Annotated in this window: 10 protein-coding genes; 9 read left to right on the forward strand and 1 reads right to left on the reverse strand. The window is 64.3% G+C overall.

The features are described from left to right. Positions 1 to 217: 217 nt before the first annotated feature. The 7 genes from murI to ABDK11_RS10660 all read left to right on the forward strand — a co-directional run bounded on the left by murI (position 218) and on the right by ABDK11_RS10660 (position 11,728). A complete protein-coding gene (gene murI, locus ABDK11_RS10630; protein WP_346836481.1) occupies positions 218 to 1,012 on the forward strand; it encodes a glutamate racemase in 795 nt (264 codons plus the stop codon). Positions 1,013 to 1,120: 108 nt separating this feature from the next. Continuing rightward, positions 1,121 to 3,823 carry a PD-(D/E)XK nuclease family protein gene (locus ABDK11_RS10635; RefSeq protein ID WP_346836482.1) on the forward strand — a complete coding sequence of 901 codons (2,703 nt, stop codon included), beginning with the start codon at positions 1,121 to 1,123 and terminating at the stop codon, positions 3,821 to 3,823. Positions 3,824 to 3,871: 48 nt separating this feature from the next. Further along, positions 3,872 to 7,342, forward strand: a complete 3,471-nt coding sequence (locus ABDK11_RS10640) for a UvrD-helicase domain-containing protein (protein WP_346836483.1) — start codon at positions 3,872 to 3,874, stop codon at positions 7,340 to 7,342. A gap of 411 nt (positions 7,343 to 7,753) precedes the next feature. Continuing rightward, a complete protein-coding gene (locus tag ABDK11_RS10645; RefSeq protein ID WP_346836484.1) occupies positions 7,754 to 8,827 on the forward strand; it encodes a 3-deoxy-7-phosphoheptulonate synthase in 1,074 nt (357 codons plus the stop codon). 309 nt (positions 8,828 to 9,136) lie between these two features. Further along, positions 9,137 to 9,775, forward strand: a complete 639-nt coding sequence (tmpT, locus tag ABDK11_RS10650) for a thiopurine S-methyltransferase (protein ID WP_346836485.1) — start codon at positions 9,137 to 9,139, stop codon at positions 9,773 to 9,775. Between the two features lie 85 nt (positions 9,776 to 9,860). After that, entirely contained in the window at positions 9,861 to 10,310 is a 450-nt protein-coding gene (gene trxC, locus ABDK11_RS10655; protein WP_346836486.1) for a thioredoxin TrxC, read from the forward strand. A gap of 140 nt (positions 10,311 to 10,450) precedes the next feature. Next, positions 10,451 to 11,728: an APC family permease gene (locus ABDK11_RS10660; RefSeq protein ID WP_346836487.1), complete on the forward strand. Its 1,278-nt coding sequence runs from the start codon at positions 10,451 to 10,453 to the stop codon at positions 11,726 to 11,728. 20 nt (positions 11,729 to 11,748) lie between these two features. Here the strand turns inward: ABDK11_RS10660 and ABDK11_RS10665 are convergent, their stop codons facing one another. Further along, the gene (locus ABDK11_RS10665; protein WP_346836488.1) at positions 11,749 to 12,501 is read right to left on the reverse strand and encodes a siderophore-interacting protein; all 753 of its coding nucleotides are present in this window, start codon (positions 12,499 to 12,501) and stop codon (positions 11,749 to 11,751) included. A 129-nt stretch (positions 12,502 to 12,630) separates the two neighbouring features. Between ABDK11_RS10665 and hrpB the strand changes: the two genes are divergently transcribed. Both hrpB and ABDK11_RS10675 read left to right on the forward strand, forming a co-directional pair. After that, a complete protein-coding gene (gene hrpB, locus ABDK11_RS10670; RefSeq protein ID WP_346836489.1) occupies positions 12,631 to 15,177 on the forward strand; it encodes an ATP-dependent helicase HrpB in 2,547 nt (848 codons plus the stop codon). A gap of 67 nt (positions 15,178 to 15,244) precedes the next feature. Next, a complete protein-coding gene (locus tag ABDK11_RS10675) occupies positions 15,245 to 16,237 on the forward strand; it encodes a hypothetical protein (RefSeq protein WP_346836490.1) in 993 nt (330 codons plus the stop codon). Positions 16,238 to 16,241: the final 4 nt, after the last annotated feature.

Consider the following 16,241-nt stretch of genomic DNA (forward strand, 5'->3'; position numbering starts at 1 on the left):
GTAGTGCCTGAACGGAAACACCGATCTACTGTGATCGCCCCAGGCACGTCATCTTCCGTCCCCAAAATATTGGGAAATAGAACAACTATGTCCACACTATCTTGTGGACGAAATCTAACGCACCTGGACCGACCTCGCTACGACCGAGGTTTCCGTTCAGGCACTACGGTCAGGATCTATTTCGAGACACATGGTGGAAGCCGCCCATTCTAGCAAAATGCCTCCCAGCGCGCTGGTGTTCGACTCCGGCGTCGGCGCCATCAGTATCGCGCGGGAAATTCGCGCCCTGCTGCCGGGCCTGACCCTGCACTTCGGCATCGACAACGGTTTCTACCCCTACGGCACCAGAAGCGAGGAGGCCCTGCGCCCGCGTATCGTCGCGCAGGCGCGCCGTATGATGGCCGCCACCGCGGCGGATATCCTTGTGGTGGGCTGCAATACCGCCAGCACCCTGGCCCTGCCGCAACTGCGCGAGGTGCTGGCGCAGCCGGTGGTGGGGGTGGTACCGGCAATCAAGCCCGCGGCAGCGGCAACCCGCAGCCGAACCATTGCCCTGGTTGCCACCGAGGGCACCGTCAACCGCAACTACACCCGCGACCTGATCGAACAGTTCGCCGACGGCAACCGCGTGATCAACGTGCCCGCCCCGGAACTGGTGCGCCTGGCAGAAGCCAAGCTGCGCGGCGAGACCATCACCGCCGACGACCTGGAGCCGGTGCTGGCGCGCATCTTCCATACCGCCGGCGGCGACAGGGTGGATATCGCGGTACTCGCCTGCACCCATTTCCCGCTTTTGCGGGACGAACTCGACCGCTATGCACCGCGCCCCATCCAATGGCTGGATTCCGGCGCCGCCATCGCCCGACGGGTGCGCTGGTGGCTCGACGAGCTGCAGCTGGCACTGCCGGACACGCCCGGCCCCAGCCAGCTGCTGACCAGTGCGCCGGACACCGATGGACGCATCCAGCAGGCATTTGCCGAATTCGCGCCGAGCCCGGCAACCACCACCTAGGGTACGCCGCGCGCACCACCAACACAGTGCGCCCGCACCAGTTGACACCACCGCCGCAAACCGCGACCGTTTACCCTATTCCCACTCAGATTTCGGACCCCAGAATCCATGCTCCAACCGGCATTCCCCGCCCTGGAAATCCTCGCGCAACTCCCGCCCGGAGGTCTGCTGCTGACGCCCAACAACCGCCTGCGCAACCGCTGCCAGCAGGTCTATGCCGCACAACAGGCGGCCGGCGCCTGCTGGGCGCCGCCGGCGGTGGAATCGCTCAGCGGCTGGCTCGACCAGCAGTGGTTTCAGCTGCAGCAGCAGGGCTGGAAACCGGCGCTGAAGCAGGTACTGAACCGCGAGCAGCGCCAGCTGCTGTGGCAGCGTGCCCTCGATGAAGCCCTGGAGCGCGCCCTGCTGAACAGCCAGCAGCTGTGCCGCGACGCCGACGGCGCCCTGGCGCAGCTGCTGCAGTGGCAGCTGGTGACCGATATCGAGCAGCTCGACGCCGCAGTGGAGCCGCTTCTGGAGCAGTTCGCGCTGTCGCTGGATCGCGAGCGCTATCCGCTGTTTGCGATGATCCGCGCCTTCGCCCGCCAGCTGCACACCCACAACGCCATCACCCCGGACCAGCGCGACCAGCTGATCCTGCGCGCGCTGCACGAGCGCGCCCTGCCGCGCCTGCCGCAGATCGACACCGCCGGCTTTGCGCAGATCTCGCCCCTGGCCGAGGAGATCATCAACACCGCCGCCGACACCGTCGCCGCACGCCCGGCGGCCGAGCGCGCCGCCACAATCCAGGCCGCGGCCTGCCAGAACCTGGAGGAAGAGCTGTACCAGGCCGCGCGCTGGGCCGCGCAAAAGCTGGCGCAGGACGCCGACGCCAGTGTCGCCATCGTGGTCAACAACCTGGGCCAGTGCCGCGCCCAGGTGGAAGCGATCTTTGCGCGGGTACTGGAACCGCAATTCCTCGCCACCGAGCGGCCGCGCTACACGCTGCCGTTCAACTTCTCCGCCGGTACACCGCTGGCGCAGACCGCCATCGGCGGTGGCGCGCTGCAGTTGCTGGAACTGTTGCAGGACGACTGGGACTACGCGCAGCTGCGCAACCTGCTGTTCAGCCCCTTCTGGGGCACCGCCGACCACGAGACCTGGCTGCGCACGGCCCTGTTCCGCCGCCTGCAGAAACTGGAGCTGCGCCGCATCGATGGCGCCACACTGCGCTACTGGGCCGAGCGCGTCGCCGAGGGCCTGGGGCTGGAGGCACCGCAGCTACCGCGCCAACTGGAAAAGATCGGCGACTGGCAGCGCCGCTGGCAGCGCGCGCCGGCGGAAGTCTGGGCCGCGCGCTTCAGCGAATTGCTGGCGGCGCTGGGCTGGCCCGGCCCGCGCAACCCCGACAGCCAGGAATACCAGCAGCTGCTGCTGTGGGAGCGCGCGCTCGAAGAGCTGGCCGCGCTGTCGGAGTACGCCGGCAGCCTGACCCCGACCCAGGCACTGCAGCAACTGCGCCAGATCGCCAGCCGCACCCCCTTCCAGGCCGAGACCCGCGACGGGCCGCTGCAGATCCTCGGCGTGCTCGAGGCCGGCGGCCTCGCCTTCGACCACCTGCGCCTCGTCGGTTTCGGCCAGCAGCAGTGGCCGCCGGCCCCGGCCCCCAACCCGCTGCTGCCGGTGCAGTGGCAGAAACACTGGAAAATGCCCCGCGCCAGCGCCGAGCGCGAACTGGAACTCGCGCGCGAACTGACTGCCGACCTGCTGAATGCCAGCGCGGATATTGTCGTCAGCTATGCCAGTGAGGAGGACGGCGTACACCAGGGGCTCAGCACCCTGTTCGGCCAGCCGGCCACTTTGCCGGCTCTGGACGGCGATGCACTGACGGAACACTGCGAGCAGCTCGGCAACGCCGCCGCGCTGGAAAGGATCGACGATGCCCGGCTGCCGCCGCTGGCACCGCAGGACTGCGAGCGTGTGCGCGGCGGCGCCTCGGTACTGAAAGCCCAGGCGCTGTGCCCGCTCAATGCGCAGCTGCGCTACCGCCTCGGCGCCAGTGGCTTTATGCAACCCGGCATCGGGCTCAGCCCCGCCGAGCGCGGCAATATCGTGCACCAGGTGCTGGCGGAGTTCTGGCAGTACTGCGGCGATGCCGCCCACCTGCAGACAATGGATGCACCGGCCCGCCAGCAGCAGGTGCAGACCGCCGTCGACAGCGCCCTGCGCAGTCCGCGCAAAAAACACGCCCACCTGCCCGAGGGCTTCTGGCAGATGGAGGCCGAGCGCCTGCAGCGGCTGATGCAGCAGTGGCTGGATCTGGAAGCGCAGCGCCCCGCCTTCGCGGTGGAAAAGGTCGAATGGGAACAAAATGTCGAGATCGGCGGACTGCAGTTCAACCTGCGCCTCGACCGGCTCGACCAGCTCGCCAGCGGCGAACAGCTGGTGATCGACTACAAGACCGGCACACCCAATATCAACGACTGGCTGGCGCAGCGCATCCGCGAACCGCAGCTGCCGCTGTACGCCCTGTTCCAGCCCCACGCCCGCGCCATCGCCTTCGGCCAGGTGCGCAACGGCGACTGCAAATGGCGCGGCTGCGGCGAGCTGGAGCACCCCATCGACGGCATCAAGGCTGTGGCCGACACCCAGAAGGACGCGCCCTTCGCCAACTGGGCGGAACTCAGCGATTACTGGCGCAACGGCCTGGAACTGCTCGCCGGCGAATACCGCGGCGGCCACGCCAGCCTCGCCTTCGATCGCCCGGCGGATAACGACCCGGAACTCTGGCCGCTGAACCGCTGGCCGGAGCGCGAACAAGCCACCGAGTAAATTTGATACCGCCGTCCGCCAACAAACAGAACAGCGACAAGCCCGACCATGAACGCAGTGCTAGAAGAAACACCTCAACCGGTAGACGCCAGCGCCCGCGCCCGCGCGTTGGATATCACCCACAGCTTCGCCGTGTCCGCGCCGGCCGGCTCCGGCAAGACCGGCCTGTTGACCCAGCGGGTACTGAAACTGCTGGCGGCCTGCCAGCAGCCGGAAGAAGTGCTGGCGATCACCTTTACCCGCAAGGCCGCCGGCGAAATGCGCGAGCGCCTGATCAGCGCGCTGCTGCAGGCACGCGACACCGAGCGCCCGGACAACCCGCACGACGCCGTTACCTGGGATCTGGCCCGCAGCCTGCTCGCCCGCGATGCCGAATTGAACTGGCAGCTGCTGCAGATGCCGCAACGCCTGCGCATCCAGACCATCGACGGCCTGTGCCGCAGCCTCGCCAGCCAGCTGCCGATCGAGAGCGGCCTCGGCGCCCCGGGCGAACCGCTGGAGCAGACGCAGATCGCGTTCGAGATGGCGGTGGTCAACCTGCTCAAGCACCTGGACCGGGACCCGCCGGACGCCGACCTGCAACAGCTGCTGCTGCACCTCGACAACGACCTGGGCCAGCTCAACAAGCTGCTGCAGATACTGCTGGAAAAACGCGAGCAGTGGCTGGGGCCGCTACTCGGTGTCAGCCACGCTGGCGCACAGGATTATTTTCACTTCGCCATCGACGAACTGGTGACGGAGAACCTGGACGCCCTGGCGCAACAACTGCAAGGCTACGCCGGCGAACTGGTAGAGCTCGCGAGTTACGCGGGCAAGAACCTGCGCAAAGACAAGCCGGAACACCCGCTATGCGCCTGCGCCGAACTGGACGACCTGCCGCCAACCGACAGCGGCGCCCTGCCCCAGTGGCTGGCCCTGACCGAACTGCTAGTAACGGGCAAGGGCGAACTGCGCAAGGCCGTGGACAAGCGCGTGGGCTTTCCCGCGGTGGACAAGAAGGATCCGGAAACGGCGCTGGCCAACGAGTACAAGGCGCGGATCAAAGACCTGCTGGCAGAATTGCGCGGCAACGAAACACTGCTCGCCGCTATCAATGAAGTGCGCCAGCTGCCGTCCGGTCTGCAACAGAACCAGTGGGAGCTGCTGCAGGCACTGGCGCAGGTACTGCCCAAACTGGTCGCCGAATTGAAACTCGTCTTTCAGCAACTCGGCGCCACCGACTACACCGAAGTGGCCCAGGCCGCGCTGATCGCCCTCGGCAGCAGCGACGAGCCCACCGACCTAGCGCTGAAGCTGGATATCCAGACGCAACACATTCTCGTCGACGAATTCCAGGATACCTCGCAGATGCAGCTGCAGCTGCTGGAAAAACTTACCGCCGGCTGGGAACCCGGCGATGGCCGCACGCTGTTTATCGTCGGCGACGGTATGCAGTCCTGTTACGGTTTCCGCAACGCCAACGTGGGCATCTTCCTCGATGCGCGCGCCCGCGGTATTGGCGAGGTAGAACTGGAGCCGCTCGACCTGCAGGTGAATTTCCGCTCCGAGGGCGCAGTGGTCGACTGGGTCAACGCGACTTTCCAGCAGGCCTTTCCGGCGCAGGACAACATCAGCCGCGGCGCCGTGCGCTATCTGCAGTCCCACGCGTTCAAGGGCACCAAATGGCCGGCGCCGGCGGTGAACTTTTACGGTTGTGTCGACGACGACAGCCGCGAGCGCGAGGCCCTGCAGGTGCTGGATCTGGTGCAGCAGTTGCAGGCCAAAGATCCCGACGGGCGCATCGCCATCCTGGTGCGCAAGAAAAAACACCTGGGGCGCGTACTGCCGGCGCTCAGTGCCGCCGGCATCACTTTCCAGGCCCCGGACCTGGCGCCGCTGGCCAGTAAGATGGTGGTGCTGGACCTACTCAGCCTGACCCGCGCCCTGCTCGACCCGAGCGATCGCATCGCCTGGCTGGCGCTGCTGCGCGCGCCCTGGTGCGGCCTGGCCCTGCCCGACCTGTATACCCTGGCGAACTGGGGCAACGGCGAGCTGCCGGCTACCGATACCAGTGCGCGCCCGCTGTTGCTGGCACTCGAAGAAGTCGATGCGATCGATCTGCTCAGTGACGACGGCCGCGCGCGCCTGCAGCGCGCCGCCGCGCCGTTGCTGCTGGCCTGGCAGCAGCGTGGGCGCAAACCGCTGCGCGCCTGGATCGAGGGCCTGTGGCTGGCCCTCGGCGGTCCGGCCAGTGTCGCCGACAAATCCGAACTGGGTAACGTGGCGGATTTCTTCCACCTGCTGGAACGCTTCGATAGCGGCGGTGCCATCGCCGACTGGCCGCAGTTCTACAACGCGCTGGAAAAACTCTTTGCCCGTCCCGGCAACGACGCCCGCGTACAGGTGATGACGATCCACAAGTCCAAGGGGCTGGAGTTCGAGCATGTGCTGATCCCGGGGCTGGACCAGGGCGGCAAGCCCGGCGGTGACCAGCTGCTGCGCTGGGCCGAATGGCTGAACAAGGACGGCGACAGCCGCTTCCTGCTCGCACCGAAAAGCGCCCGCGGCGACGCCGACCCACTCTTCGACTTCCTCCGCTATGACAACAACGAGCGCGAGCGTTTAGAGGGCACGCGCCTGCTCTACGTCGGCTGCACCCGCGCCATCCGCTCGCTGCACCTGCTCGGTTGTATACAGCGCGACGAAAAGAAAGGCACGCTCAAGCCCCCCGGCAACGCCGCACTGCTGACCGGTATCTGGCCATCAGTCGAGCGCGAACAGGAGAACGACTGGTGCCATTGGCTGGAGGCGCCGGAGGAACAAGCGCAAGGCGACCAGCACTACGCCAGCCGCGATTACCTGTTGCGCCTGCCGGCCGACTGGCAGGCCCCGGCAATTCCGCAGCGCGAGTGGCTGACCCAGTACCGCATGCCGGATTACCGCGCCGCGGCAACCGATGATCCCGAGGCACCAGCCAATATTCCCGCGGACATGGGCCAGGTGGCGGTGCGCTGGCTGCGCCATGCCGGCACCGTGGCTCACGAAACGCTCGCCACCATCGCCAGCAGCGCTGACACCGACGTCTCCCAATGGAATCGCGAGCGTGTGTTGCAACAGCGCCCGCTGTGGCAACTGCGCCTGAAGCAACTGGGACTCTACGGCAGCGGCCTGGAAAAGGCGCGCGAAAAAGTCGAGCAGGCCATCACCATGACGCTGGACTGCGACACCGGCCGCTGGCTGCTGGACAACCGCCACCGCGAATCCGCCTGCGAACTGGAACTTCACAGCGGCGGCCGCCAGCTGCGCCGCTCCATCGTCGACCGCACTTTTATCGATGGCGACGGTGTACGCTGGATTATCGACTACAAAACCGCCGAGCCGGCTGGCAGCGAAGCGCAACCGGACTTTGTTGCCGCGCAGCTGGAGAAGTATCGCGGCCAGCTGGAGAACTACCGCAAGCTGTTTTACGCAAAAGGCGAGCGCAATATCCGCTGCGCGCTCTACTTTCCACTGCTGCAGCAGCTGGCCGAACTGAAGTAGTACGCCGCGGGTACACACGGGCGAACACAAGGTTCGCCCCTACGGAAAATGCTCCGGTGTGTTAACCCATTAAGTGCCTCGAGTGGCCTGTGGTGATTTTGTTGGTCATGATCTCTGCGCTGGATCTGTAGGGGCGAACCTTGTGTTCGCCCTCTCCCCGATAGCCACGACACCACCAACCCGACCAAAATACCCCGCCCAACAACCCACCTTCGGCGGCCTTCTCAACAACACTTCTCCTACATAATCCGATTCTTTAGGAACCGCTTTGCGGTCTGAATCCAGGCGAGCAACTCGCAACTAGTTGCAAATGAAACCCTCGCCCTGCCCGTATACTGTGAGTAGGATAAGTGCCCCGCTCCGGCGCGGAATGCCCGGCGGACACGCGAATAGAAGCAGATAGTGAATGACATGACCACACAGCAGTTTGACGACCTCAACGTCGTCTCCCAGGACATCCTGATCAGCCCCGAAGCGCTCAAGGCCGAGCTGCCGGTGAGCGAAGCCGCCGAGGCGACCGTAGCCACCGGCCGCGCCGCCGTGCGCGATATCCTCGACCGCAAGGATCACCGCCTGATGGTGGTGATTGGCCCCTGTTCCGTCCACGACGTGGAGGCCGCGATGGACTATGCCCATCGCCTCAAGAAAGTGGCGGACAAGGTGTCCGACACCCTGCTGATCGTCATGCGTGTCTATTTTGAGAAGCCGCGTACCACCGTGGGCTGGAAAGGCCTGATCAACGACCCCTACCTGAACGATTCCTTCAAGATCGAAGAGGGTCTGCATATCGGCCGCAAACTGCTGCGCGATATTGCCGAGCTGGGCCTGCCCACCGCCACCGAAGCGCTGGACCCGATTTCACCCCAGTACCTGCAGGACCTGATCTCCTGGTCCGCCATCGGCGCACGCACCACCGAATCCCAGACCCACCGTGAAATGGCCAGCGGCCTCTCCTCGGCTGTGGGCTTCAAGAACGGCACCGACGGCAGCCTGGATGTGGCCATCAACGCGCTGCAGTCCACCGCCAACCCGCACCGCTTCCTCGGCATCAACAAGGAAGGCCGGGTCGCCGTCATCCATACCGCCGGCAATAGATACGGCCACGTGGTATTGCGCGGCGGCAACGACAAGCCCAACTACGACTCCGTCAGTGTCGCCATGTGCGAACAGGAACTGCACAAGGCCGGTATCCTCCCGAACATCATGGTCGACTGCAGCCACGCCAACTCGAACAAGAACCACGAGCTACAGCCACTGGTAGTGGACAACGTCACCCACCAGATTCTTGACGGCAACAAGTCTATTATCGGCATTATGGTGGAGAGCAACCTGAAGGCCGGCAACCAGAAGATTCTGGATGACCACAGCCAGATGGAATACGGGGTGTCCGTCACCGACAAATGTATAGACTGGGAAACCACCGAGACGCTGCTGCTGGGCATGGCGGAACAATTGCGGGAGCCGCTGAAATCGCGCAATGCCTGAAGGAGTTCAGACTCCACCTTGCAGAAGGGCCGGCTTTGCCGGCCCTTCTCTGTTTACATACCGCAACTTTCGAATTTCGGCATATAGACGGTTGCACTGCGAAAGCGGAAAAAACGGTCAGCGATCAAAAAACATCATTGAAATACTGCCGGAGAAATCCGTAAACCGGCCAACTCCTGAGTGAGATTGAGCACCCGGGAACCCAAAACTTCCATTTTCCCCCTCTAATCAACGGCGACACTCCATGGCAGCTCGAGGCGAAGCTCATATAATGGTTCCCCTTTGTAGTACTCCCATGAGGCACTGACTATGGATCCGGAATTCTGGCACCAGCGATGGAAAAACAACCAGATTGGCTTTCATGAACCGCAGGCCAACCCATCTCTGGTCGACAACATCAACGCCCTCGCCCTCGTCAAAAACCAGCGCATCTTTCTGCCGCTGTGCGGCAAGACACTCGATATCGGCTGGCTGCTGTCGCAGGGCTACCGCGTGGCTGGCGCGGAGCTGAGTGCGCTGGCCATCGAGCAGCTCTTCGACGAGCTGGGCGTCGAGCCGCGGGTGACGAAAGTCGGCCAGCTGCAGCACTACCAGGCCGAAGGCCTGGATATTTTCGGCGGCGATCTGTTCGCGCTTACCAAGGAAACGCTGGGGGCGGTTGATGCCGTCTACGATCGGGCAGCACTGGTCGCCCTGCCGGAACCCATGCGCGTGCGCTATGCGCAGCACCTGATGGCCATTACCGCGAAGGCACCGCAGCTACTGATTACGTTTGTCTACGACCAGACTGTAATGCCCGGCCCGCCGTTCGCGGTCAGCGACGCAGAGGTAACGTCCCACTACGCCGCCGACTACACATTACAGCAACTGCAGAGCAAGGAAGTGGCAGGCGGTCTGAAGGGCAAATGCCCGGCAGAAGAGCACGTGTGGCTGCTGCAGTGCAAATAACCGATCCGCTGACGCCTGCTACCCGGTTGATTTCCGTGTGGCAGGCGCCCATAGTCTGTGCTCCGCGACCGGCCGGATTTTAGCCATGACCAACCCCCTGCAAATCGTCTGCCCCGCCTGCGGCGCAATCAACCGTGTGCCGGACAGCAAGCTCGGTGACCGTCCCCTGTGCGGCAAGTGTCGCGCAAGGCTGCTGGCTGCCAGTCCTGTTGACACCGGCGACCTCAATTTCCGCCGCTTTGTCGACCGCAGTGACCTGCCGCTGGTAGTCGATTGCTGGGCGTCCTGGTGCGGCCCCTGTCAGCAGTTCGCCCCGGTATTCAGCCAGGTGGCCGCGGAAATGGCGACGTGGGCGGTCTTCCTGAAGCTGGATACCGAAGCCAATCCCCAGACCGCCACACAACTGCAGATTCGCTCCATCCCCACACTGCTGGTCTTTCGCGGCGGGCGTGAAGTGGCACGTCTCTCGGGCGCACTGCCCAAAGCCCAGTTCGAGCAGTGGCTGTTGCAGCAGCTGCGTACACCCGGCAACTAGCCCGCGTCCCGGCAGGCCGCGCGCAGATCGCCTGCGGCAATGTGCAATATTGGCAGTTGTTTCTTCGTTCCCATCCAGATCCCGTCCGGGGCGCTGACGCTATGACATAAGCTGTCATCTGATGCACAGCAGTCGCCCCTATGAGCAAACTTGATGCAAAGCTAGGTTTACAGGCCACCTGGTCCATGGCCGTGGGCGGTATGATTGGCGGCGGGATTTTCTCCACGCTTGGCGTGGTGATTGAAATTGCCGGTGCCTGGGCCTGGGTCAGCTTCCTGGTGGCGGGCCTGATTGCGCTGGCCACCGGCTACTGTTACGCGGAACTGGCAGAGCATTATGAGGAGGGCGGCGGCGCCTACACCTACCTGCGCAAAGTCAACGCGCACGGTTTTGCCGGCAGCCTGGCGTGGATACTGATCGTCGGCTATGTGCTGACCAATGCGGTTTACGCCTTTACGTTCGGCCAGTACCTTGGCCATGTGATGCATCTCGGGCCCATATTCTCGCGCGCGTCGGCGGTCGGCATCATGTCCCTGTTTATCGCCCTCAACCTGCGCGGCGTGGCAGAGGCCGGCTGGGTAGAAATCTTTCTGGTGTGGATCAAACTGGTCGTGTTGCTGGGGCTGGCCATCTGGGGCATCGCCTCCTGGCAACCGGATTTGCTCGCGCGCGGCACGGAAGACAAAGGCTTGGGCGCGGCAATGTTCGGTGCCGCTTCCGTCTTTATGGCTTATGAAGGCTTCCAGCTGCTGGCATACGGGTACGACGATATCGAAAACCCGAACAAGAACCTGCGCCGCGCTATGCTCGCCGCGATTGCGATCGTGATCGTGACCTATGTCCTGGTGGCCATCGGTACGGCCATGCTGATCGGATCCGACCAGGTGGTGCAGCACAAGGAAGTCGCGCTCTCGATCGCCGGCGAAAAGGCGCTGGGCACCACCGGGCTGATTATTGTCACTATTGCCGCAGCCTTCTCTACTGGCTCGGCGATCAATTCAACCCTGTTCGCTACCGCGCGCCTATCGCTGATACTGGCCGAAGCCGGCGACCTGCCGAAATCCATGAGCCACCGCAACGACGCCGGCATGCCGGATCGGGGCGTGATGATACTGGGCGTAGCGGCGGCGCTGATGGCCGCCGTGGGCAATCTGGAAATTCTGGTGAAGGCCGCGAGTCTCGCCTTCCTGCTGACATTCGCCGTGGTCTGCGGTCTCGCCTTCGACAAGCGCGCCGGCCGCCGTTCGATCAGCGGTTTCGGTGCCGTCAGCGCCTCTGCGGCGGCGGTGGCACTGGTGCTGAAGCTGGCGGAGGAGGATCCGCTCGCACTGATGATTCTGGGTGGGCTGATTGTGCTGGCGCTGTTCGGCAAGCCGCTGGTCTTGTATGCGATGAAGAAATTTGGCGGCGGCGACTAAGGCTCCCCGCCGATTCGGTGCTATTCAGTGCCGGCAAACACAGCTTCCTCGACCCGCTTTACCTGCTTGTGCTGTTCCTCGTTAAGCCCCTGCTTCCAGTAGCTGGAGATGTAACGATGACTGGCCGGCACCTGGTGCTCCGCGCGAAAGTACTGGCGCAGCTGGCGCATTACATCGAACTCGCAGGCGGCCCAGACCGCCCCCTTGCCCGGGAGCCGCGGCAGTGCACGAATATGGTTGAGCAGTGCCATGGTGCCGTCCTTGAATGGATCGGTAACCAGCCAGTGCACTTCCACCCCGGGCGGATGCGCCAGGGGCTGCCGATCCCCTTCCTCGGATACCGCGATCACCGCGTAGCCGCGTGCGGCTGCCGGCAGCTGTTCGAGATTCACGGCAATGGCCGGCAGCGCCGTCATATCGCCCGCCAGCAGCAGCCAGTCGGCGTCGCTATTGATCAGTTTTTTCCCGCCGGGGCCGGCAATCGATATCCGATCACCGACACCAGCGGCCTGCGCCCAGCTGGAGGCGGGACCGGCGTGTTCGTGCAGGGCAAAGTCGATATCAATTTCGTCGGCGCGCTGGCGGCGAATGGTATAGGTGCGCATCAGCGGGCGCTCGTCGCCGGGTTGCGGCAGCAGCAGCTTCACATAGGCGCTCTCCTGCTCGACAGGAAAGTCCGCCATCTGCTCGCCACCGAGGGTGATCCGTAACATATGAGGGCTGATCAGAGCCGAATTCAGAACTTCGAGCTCGCGCGGTTGGGGTCGTGCCATAGTTGCCTCCCCGAAAGAATCCTTCGGACAATTGGTTGATTCGATCAACTATACAGAAATTAGTTGACTACTTCAACCAACTCTCCGACGCCGCAGTCAACGCCGTCGCGAACCCGGTATAATGGCCGCATGTCTGAGTTACCCATTCACGCCGCCCTGCCCGAGCTACTCGCCGCACTGCAACAGCACCAGAATGTCGTCCTGCAGGCGCCCCCCGGCGCCGGCAAAACCACCGCCGTGCCGCTGGCATTGCTCGACTGCGCCTGGCTCGGCGAGCGCAATATCATCCTGCTGGAGCCGCGCCGCCTGGCCGCGCGCAGCGCCGCCGCACGCATGGCGCAGATGCTCGGCGAGCGGGTAGGCGAAACGGTCGGCTATCAGATCCGCGCCGAGCGCAAGGCCGGTCGCCGCACGCGTATCCTCGTGGTCACCGAGGGCATCCTGACGCGAATGCTTCAGGCAGACCCGGAGCTGGCGCGCACCGCGCTGGTGATCTTCGATGAATTCCACGAGCGCAACTTACAGGGCGACCTGTCGCTGGCACTGTGCCTGCAGTCGCAGGAATACCTGCGCGACGATCTCAAACTGCTGGTCATGTCCGCCACCCTGGATGCCGACGCCGTCGCCGCACTGCTCGACGACGCACCGATCGTCACCAGCGCCGGGCGCAGCTTTCCGGTGGAGGAACACTACCTGCCCCACGAGCAGGTTCCGGATGACAACCGCCAGCTGCCGGCGCTGATGGCGCGCAGAATTACCGCCTGGATGGGCGGGCACGACGGCAGCCTGCTGGCGTTCCTGCCCGGTGTCGGGGAAATCAGACAGCTGGAGGCCCTGCTGCGCGAACAGCTGGAACGACACGGTGATATCGACGTAGCGCCACTCTACGGCGATCTGGGCAAACAGCAGCAGGACGCCGCCATCGCGCCCTCGCCGCCCGGGCGACGCAAGGTGGTGCTGGCCACCAATGTGGCCGAGACCAGCCTGACCATCGACGGCATCCACATGGTGGTGGATTCCGGCCTGATGCGCGAGTCGCGCTTCGATCCCAACACCGGCATGAACCGCCTGGTGACCACACGGATTTCGCAGGCCTCCGCCACCCAGCGTGCCGGCCGCGCCGGGCGCCTCAGCGCGGGCCTGTGCCTGCGGCTGTGGAGCGAAGCGCAGCAGCGCCAACTCGCGCGCAAGAGCACCGCCGAGATTCTGCAGAGCGACCTGGCGCCACTGGTGCTGGAACTGGCCCAATGGGGCGTCACTGACCCCGCCGAACTGCGCTGGCTCGATCTGCCACCGCCCGGCCCCTGCGCCCAGGCGCGGGAACTGTTGCAGCAACTGGGCGCGCTGGATCGGAGCGGGCGCATCACCGAACACGGCGGCGCCATGCTGGCGCTGGGCACCCACCCGCGCCTCGCCCATATGATGCTGCGCAGTGTGGACTGGAACCTCGCCGCCGATGCCTGCCTGCTCGCGGCGCTGCTGTCGGAGCGGGATATTTTGCGCGGTGAGGCGCGCTGGGATCGCGACATTCACAAACGCCTGCAGGTACTGAACGGTCGCGCGCAGCACAGTGCCGCGGACCGCGGCGCGGTGGCGCGCATTCGCCAGCAGGCCAAGACCTGGCAACGCCAGCTGGAAAGAAGTCAGTCTCCCGACACGGGAAAAGACATCGACGAGCTCGATCGCACCGGCGCCCTGCTCGGCCTGGCCTATCCGGACCGTATCGCACGCAACCGCCGCGACCGCGAACGTCGTTTTATCCTCGCCGGCGGCCGCGGCGCGCACTTCTCCCACGACGACGAGCTGGCGCTGGCAGAATACCTGGTGATCGCCGAACTGGACGGCGGCGGCCGCGATGCGCGCATTCAGCTGGCCGCGCGTATTTCCGAACCGGCGCTGCGCGATTGCTTTGCCGAGTTGATTGAGCAGGAGACATCGGTGCGCTGGGACGACAGCGCCGGGCGCGCGGTGGCCAGCGAACAGACCCGACTCGGCCGCCTGCTGCTCGATGAACAACCGGCCCGGGACATAGCACCGGAACTGCTGAGCCGCGCCCTGCTCGACGCGGTGCGCCAGAAAGGGCTACAGAGCCTGCCGTGGAGCAAGGAGGCGCAGGCGCTGCGCGCGCGAGTGGAATTCCTGCGCCGCAACCAGTCCGACTTCGCCGATCTGCTCGACGGATTGGCGCTGCCAGACTGGAGTGACGACGCCCTGCTCGCCACGCTGGAGGAATGGCTGCTGCCGCACCTGGCCGGCTGCAACAAACTGGAACAACTGAAACAGCTGCAACTGCACGCCATTCTGCAGGGCCTGCTGGAGTGGCCGGTGCAACAGCAGCTGGACACCCTGGCGCCGAGTCACTTCACCGCGCCGAGCGGTTCGCGTATTGCGCTCGATTACACTGAGGAGCAACCGGTACTGGCGGTGCGCCTGCAGGAGATGTTCGGCCTGGCCGAGACGCCGGCGGTACTGCGGGGCCGCTACCCGCTGATGATCCACCTGCTGTCGCCGGCACGGCGGCCGGTTCAGGTGACCCGCGACCTCGCCAGCTTCTGGGCCAATACCTACGCGGAAGTGAAGAAAGAATTGCGTATCAAATACCAGAAACACTACTGGCCCGACGACCCGCTGGCCGCGCAGGCCACCAGCAAGACCAAGAAGCGCATGGGTCACTAGGCCGGTTGCCTGCCCGCACCGGCCCTGCTAACGTCCAGTCAACGAATGGAGTATCTGGAGAAGGATCTTGAAACGCCCCCAAGCCGTATTACTGTTGCCCCTGCTGTCCCTGTTATTCACGGGCTGTGATTTCAACAACGTACCTTCTTTCCTGCCGGAAACTGGCCGCACGGATCGTCCGCAGGATATGCGCGACTTCGTCGAAGGCATCAGCGATTACGCGCACGGACTGGATCCCGCCTTCCTCGTCATTCCCCACGGCGGAGTGGAACTGGTAACGACAAACGGTAAAACCACCGGCGATACCGACACCCGCTACGTGAGCGCGATCAACGGCCTGGCGCAGGACTCCGTGTTCTACGGCTTCAATGGCCTCGACCAGGCCACGCCGGATAACGAGAGCGAGCGGCTGCGCACCTACCTGGATATCGCCCGCAACGAGGGTCGCGCGGTCATCATGGTCACCGATTACGCCAGCAGTACGGCCAACATCGACGATTCCTACCAGAAGAATTTCGATGCCGGCTATATTTCTTTCGCCGCCGACAATTTCGGCCGCGACAATATTCCCCGCTATCCCGATGTGCCCTACCGGTTCAACCGGCGCGATATCCGCAAATTCTCCGATGCGAATAACTTCCTGATCCTGGTCGATACCGCACTCTATTCCACTCCACAGGAGCTGGTGGACGCAATCAGCGCGTCGAATTATGACCTGGTGGTACTGGACTACGACTTCAACGGCGAACCCTATACCAGCGACCAGATCCGCCAGATGCGGGTGAAGGGCGACGGCGGCGACCGGCTGCTGATCGCGGCCATCGATATCGGCCACGCCGACAGCGATCGCTACTACTGGCAGAGCCAGTGGGTTTCCAACCCGCCGGAGTGGCTCGGGGACCCGCTCGCCAGTACCTCAACGGATTACCGGGTCAATTACTGGCTCCGCGGCTGGCAGGACATTATCTACGGCGATAACAATTCGTTTATCTACCGCCTGATCAACGCCGGCTACGACGGTGTGTATCTGGAGGGGGTGGATGTAGTGGATGATTTCTAACGGG

Source organism: Microbulbifer sp. SAOS-129_SWC (genome assembly GCF_039696035.1).
GTDB lineage: Bacteria > Pseudomonadota > Gammaproteobacteria > Pseudomonadales > Cellvibrionaceae > Microbulbifer.

What these genes read in the sequence shown, in the direction of transcription:
- murI (WP_346836481.1), top strand. Translation starts at nt 218, where the DNA reads ATGCCTCCCAGCGCGCTGGTGTTCGACTCCGGCGTCGGCGCCATCAGT.
- ABDK11_RS10635 (WP_346836482.1), top strand. Translation starts at nt 1,121, where the DNA reads ATGCTCCAACCGGCATTCCCCGCCCTGGAAATCCTCGCGCAACTCCCG.
- ABDK11_RS10640 (WP_346836483.1), top strand. Translation starts at nt 3,872, where the DNA reads ATGAACGCAGTGCTAGAAGAAACACCTCAACCGGTAGACGCCAGCGCC.
- ABDK11_RS10645 (WP_346836484.1), top strand. Translation starts at nt 7,754, where the DNA reads ATGACCACACAGCAGTTTGACGACCTCAACGTCGTCTCCCAGGACATC.
- tmpT (WP_346836485.1), top strand. Translation starts at nt 9,137, where the DNA reads ATGGATCCGGAATTCTGGCACCAGCGATGGAAAAACAACCAGATTGGC.
- trxC (WP_346836486.1), top strand. Translation starts at nt 9,861, where the DNA reads ATGACCAACCCCCTGCAAATCGTCTGCCCCGCCTGCGGCGCAATCAAC.
- ABDK11_RS10660 (WP_346836487.1), top strand. Translation starts at nt 10,451, where the DNA reads ATGAGCAAACTTGATGCAAAGCTAGGTTTACAGGCCACCTGGTCCATG.
- ABDK11_RS10665 (WP_346836488.1), bottom strand. Translation starts at nt 12,501, where the DNA reads ATGGCACGACCCCAACCGCGCGAGCTCGAAGTTCTGAATTCGGCTCTG.
- hrpB (WP_346836489.1), top strand. Translation starts at nt 12,631, where the DNA reads ATGTCTGAGTTACCCATTCACGCCGCCCTGCCCGAGCTACTCGCCGCA.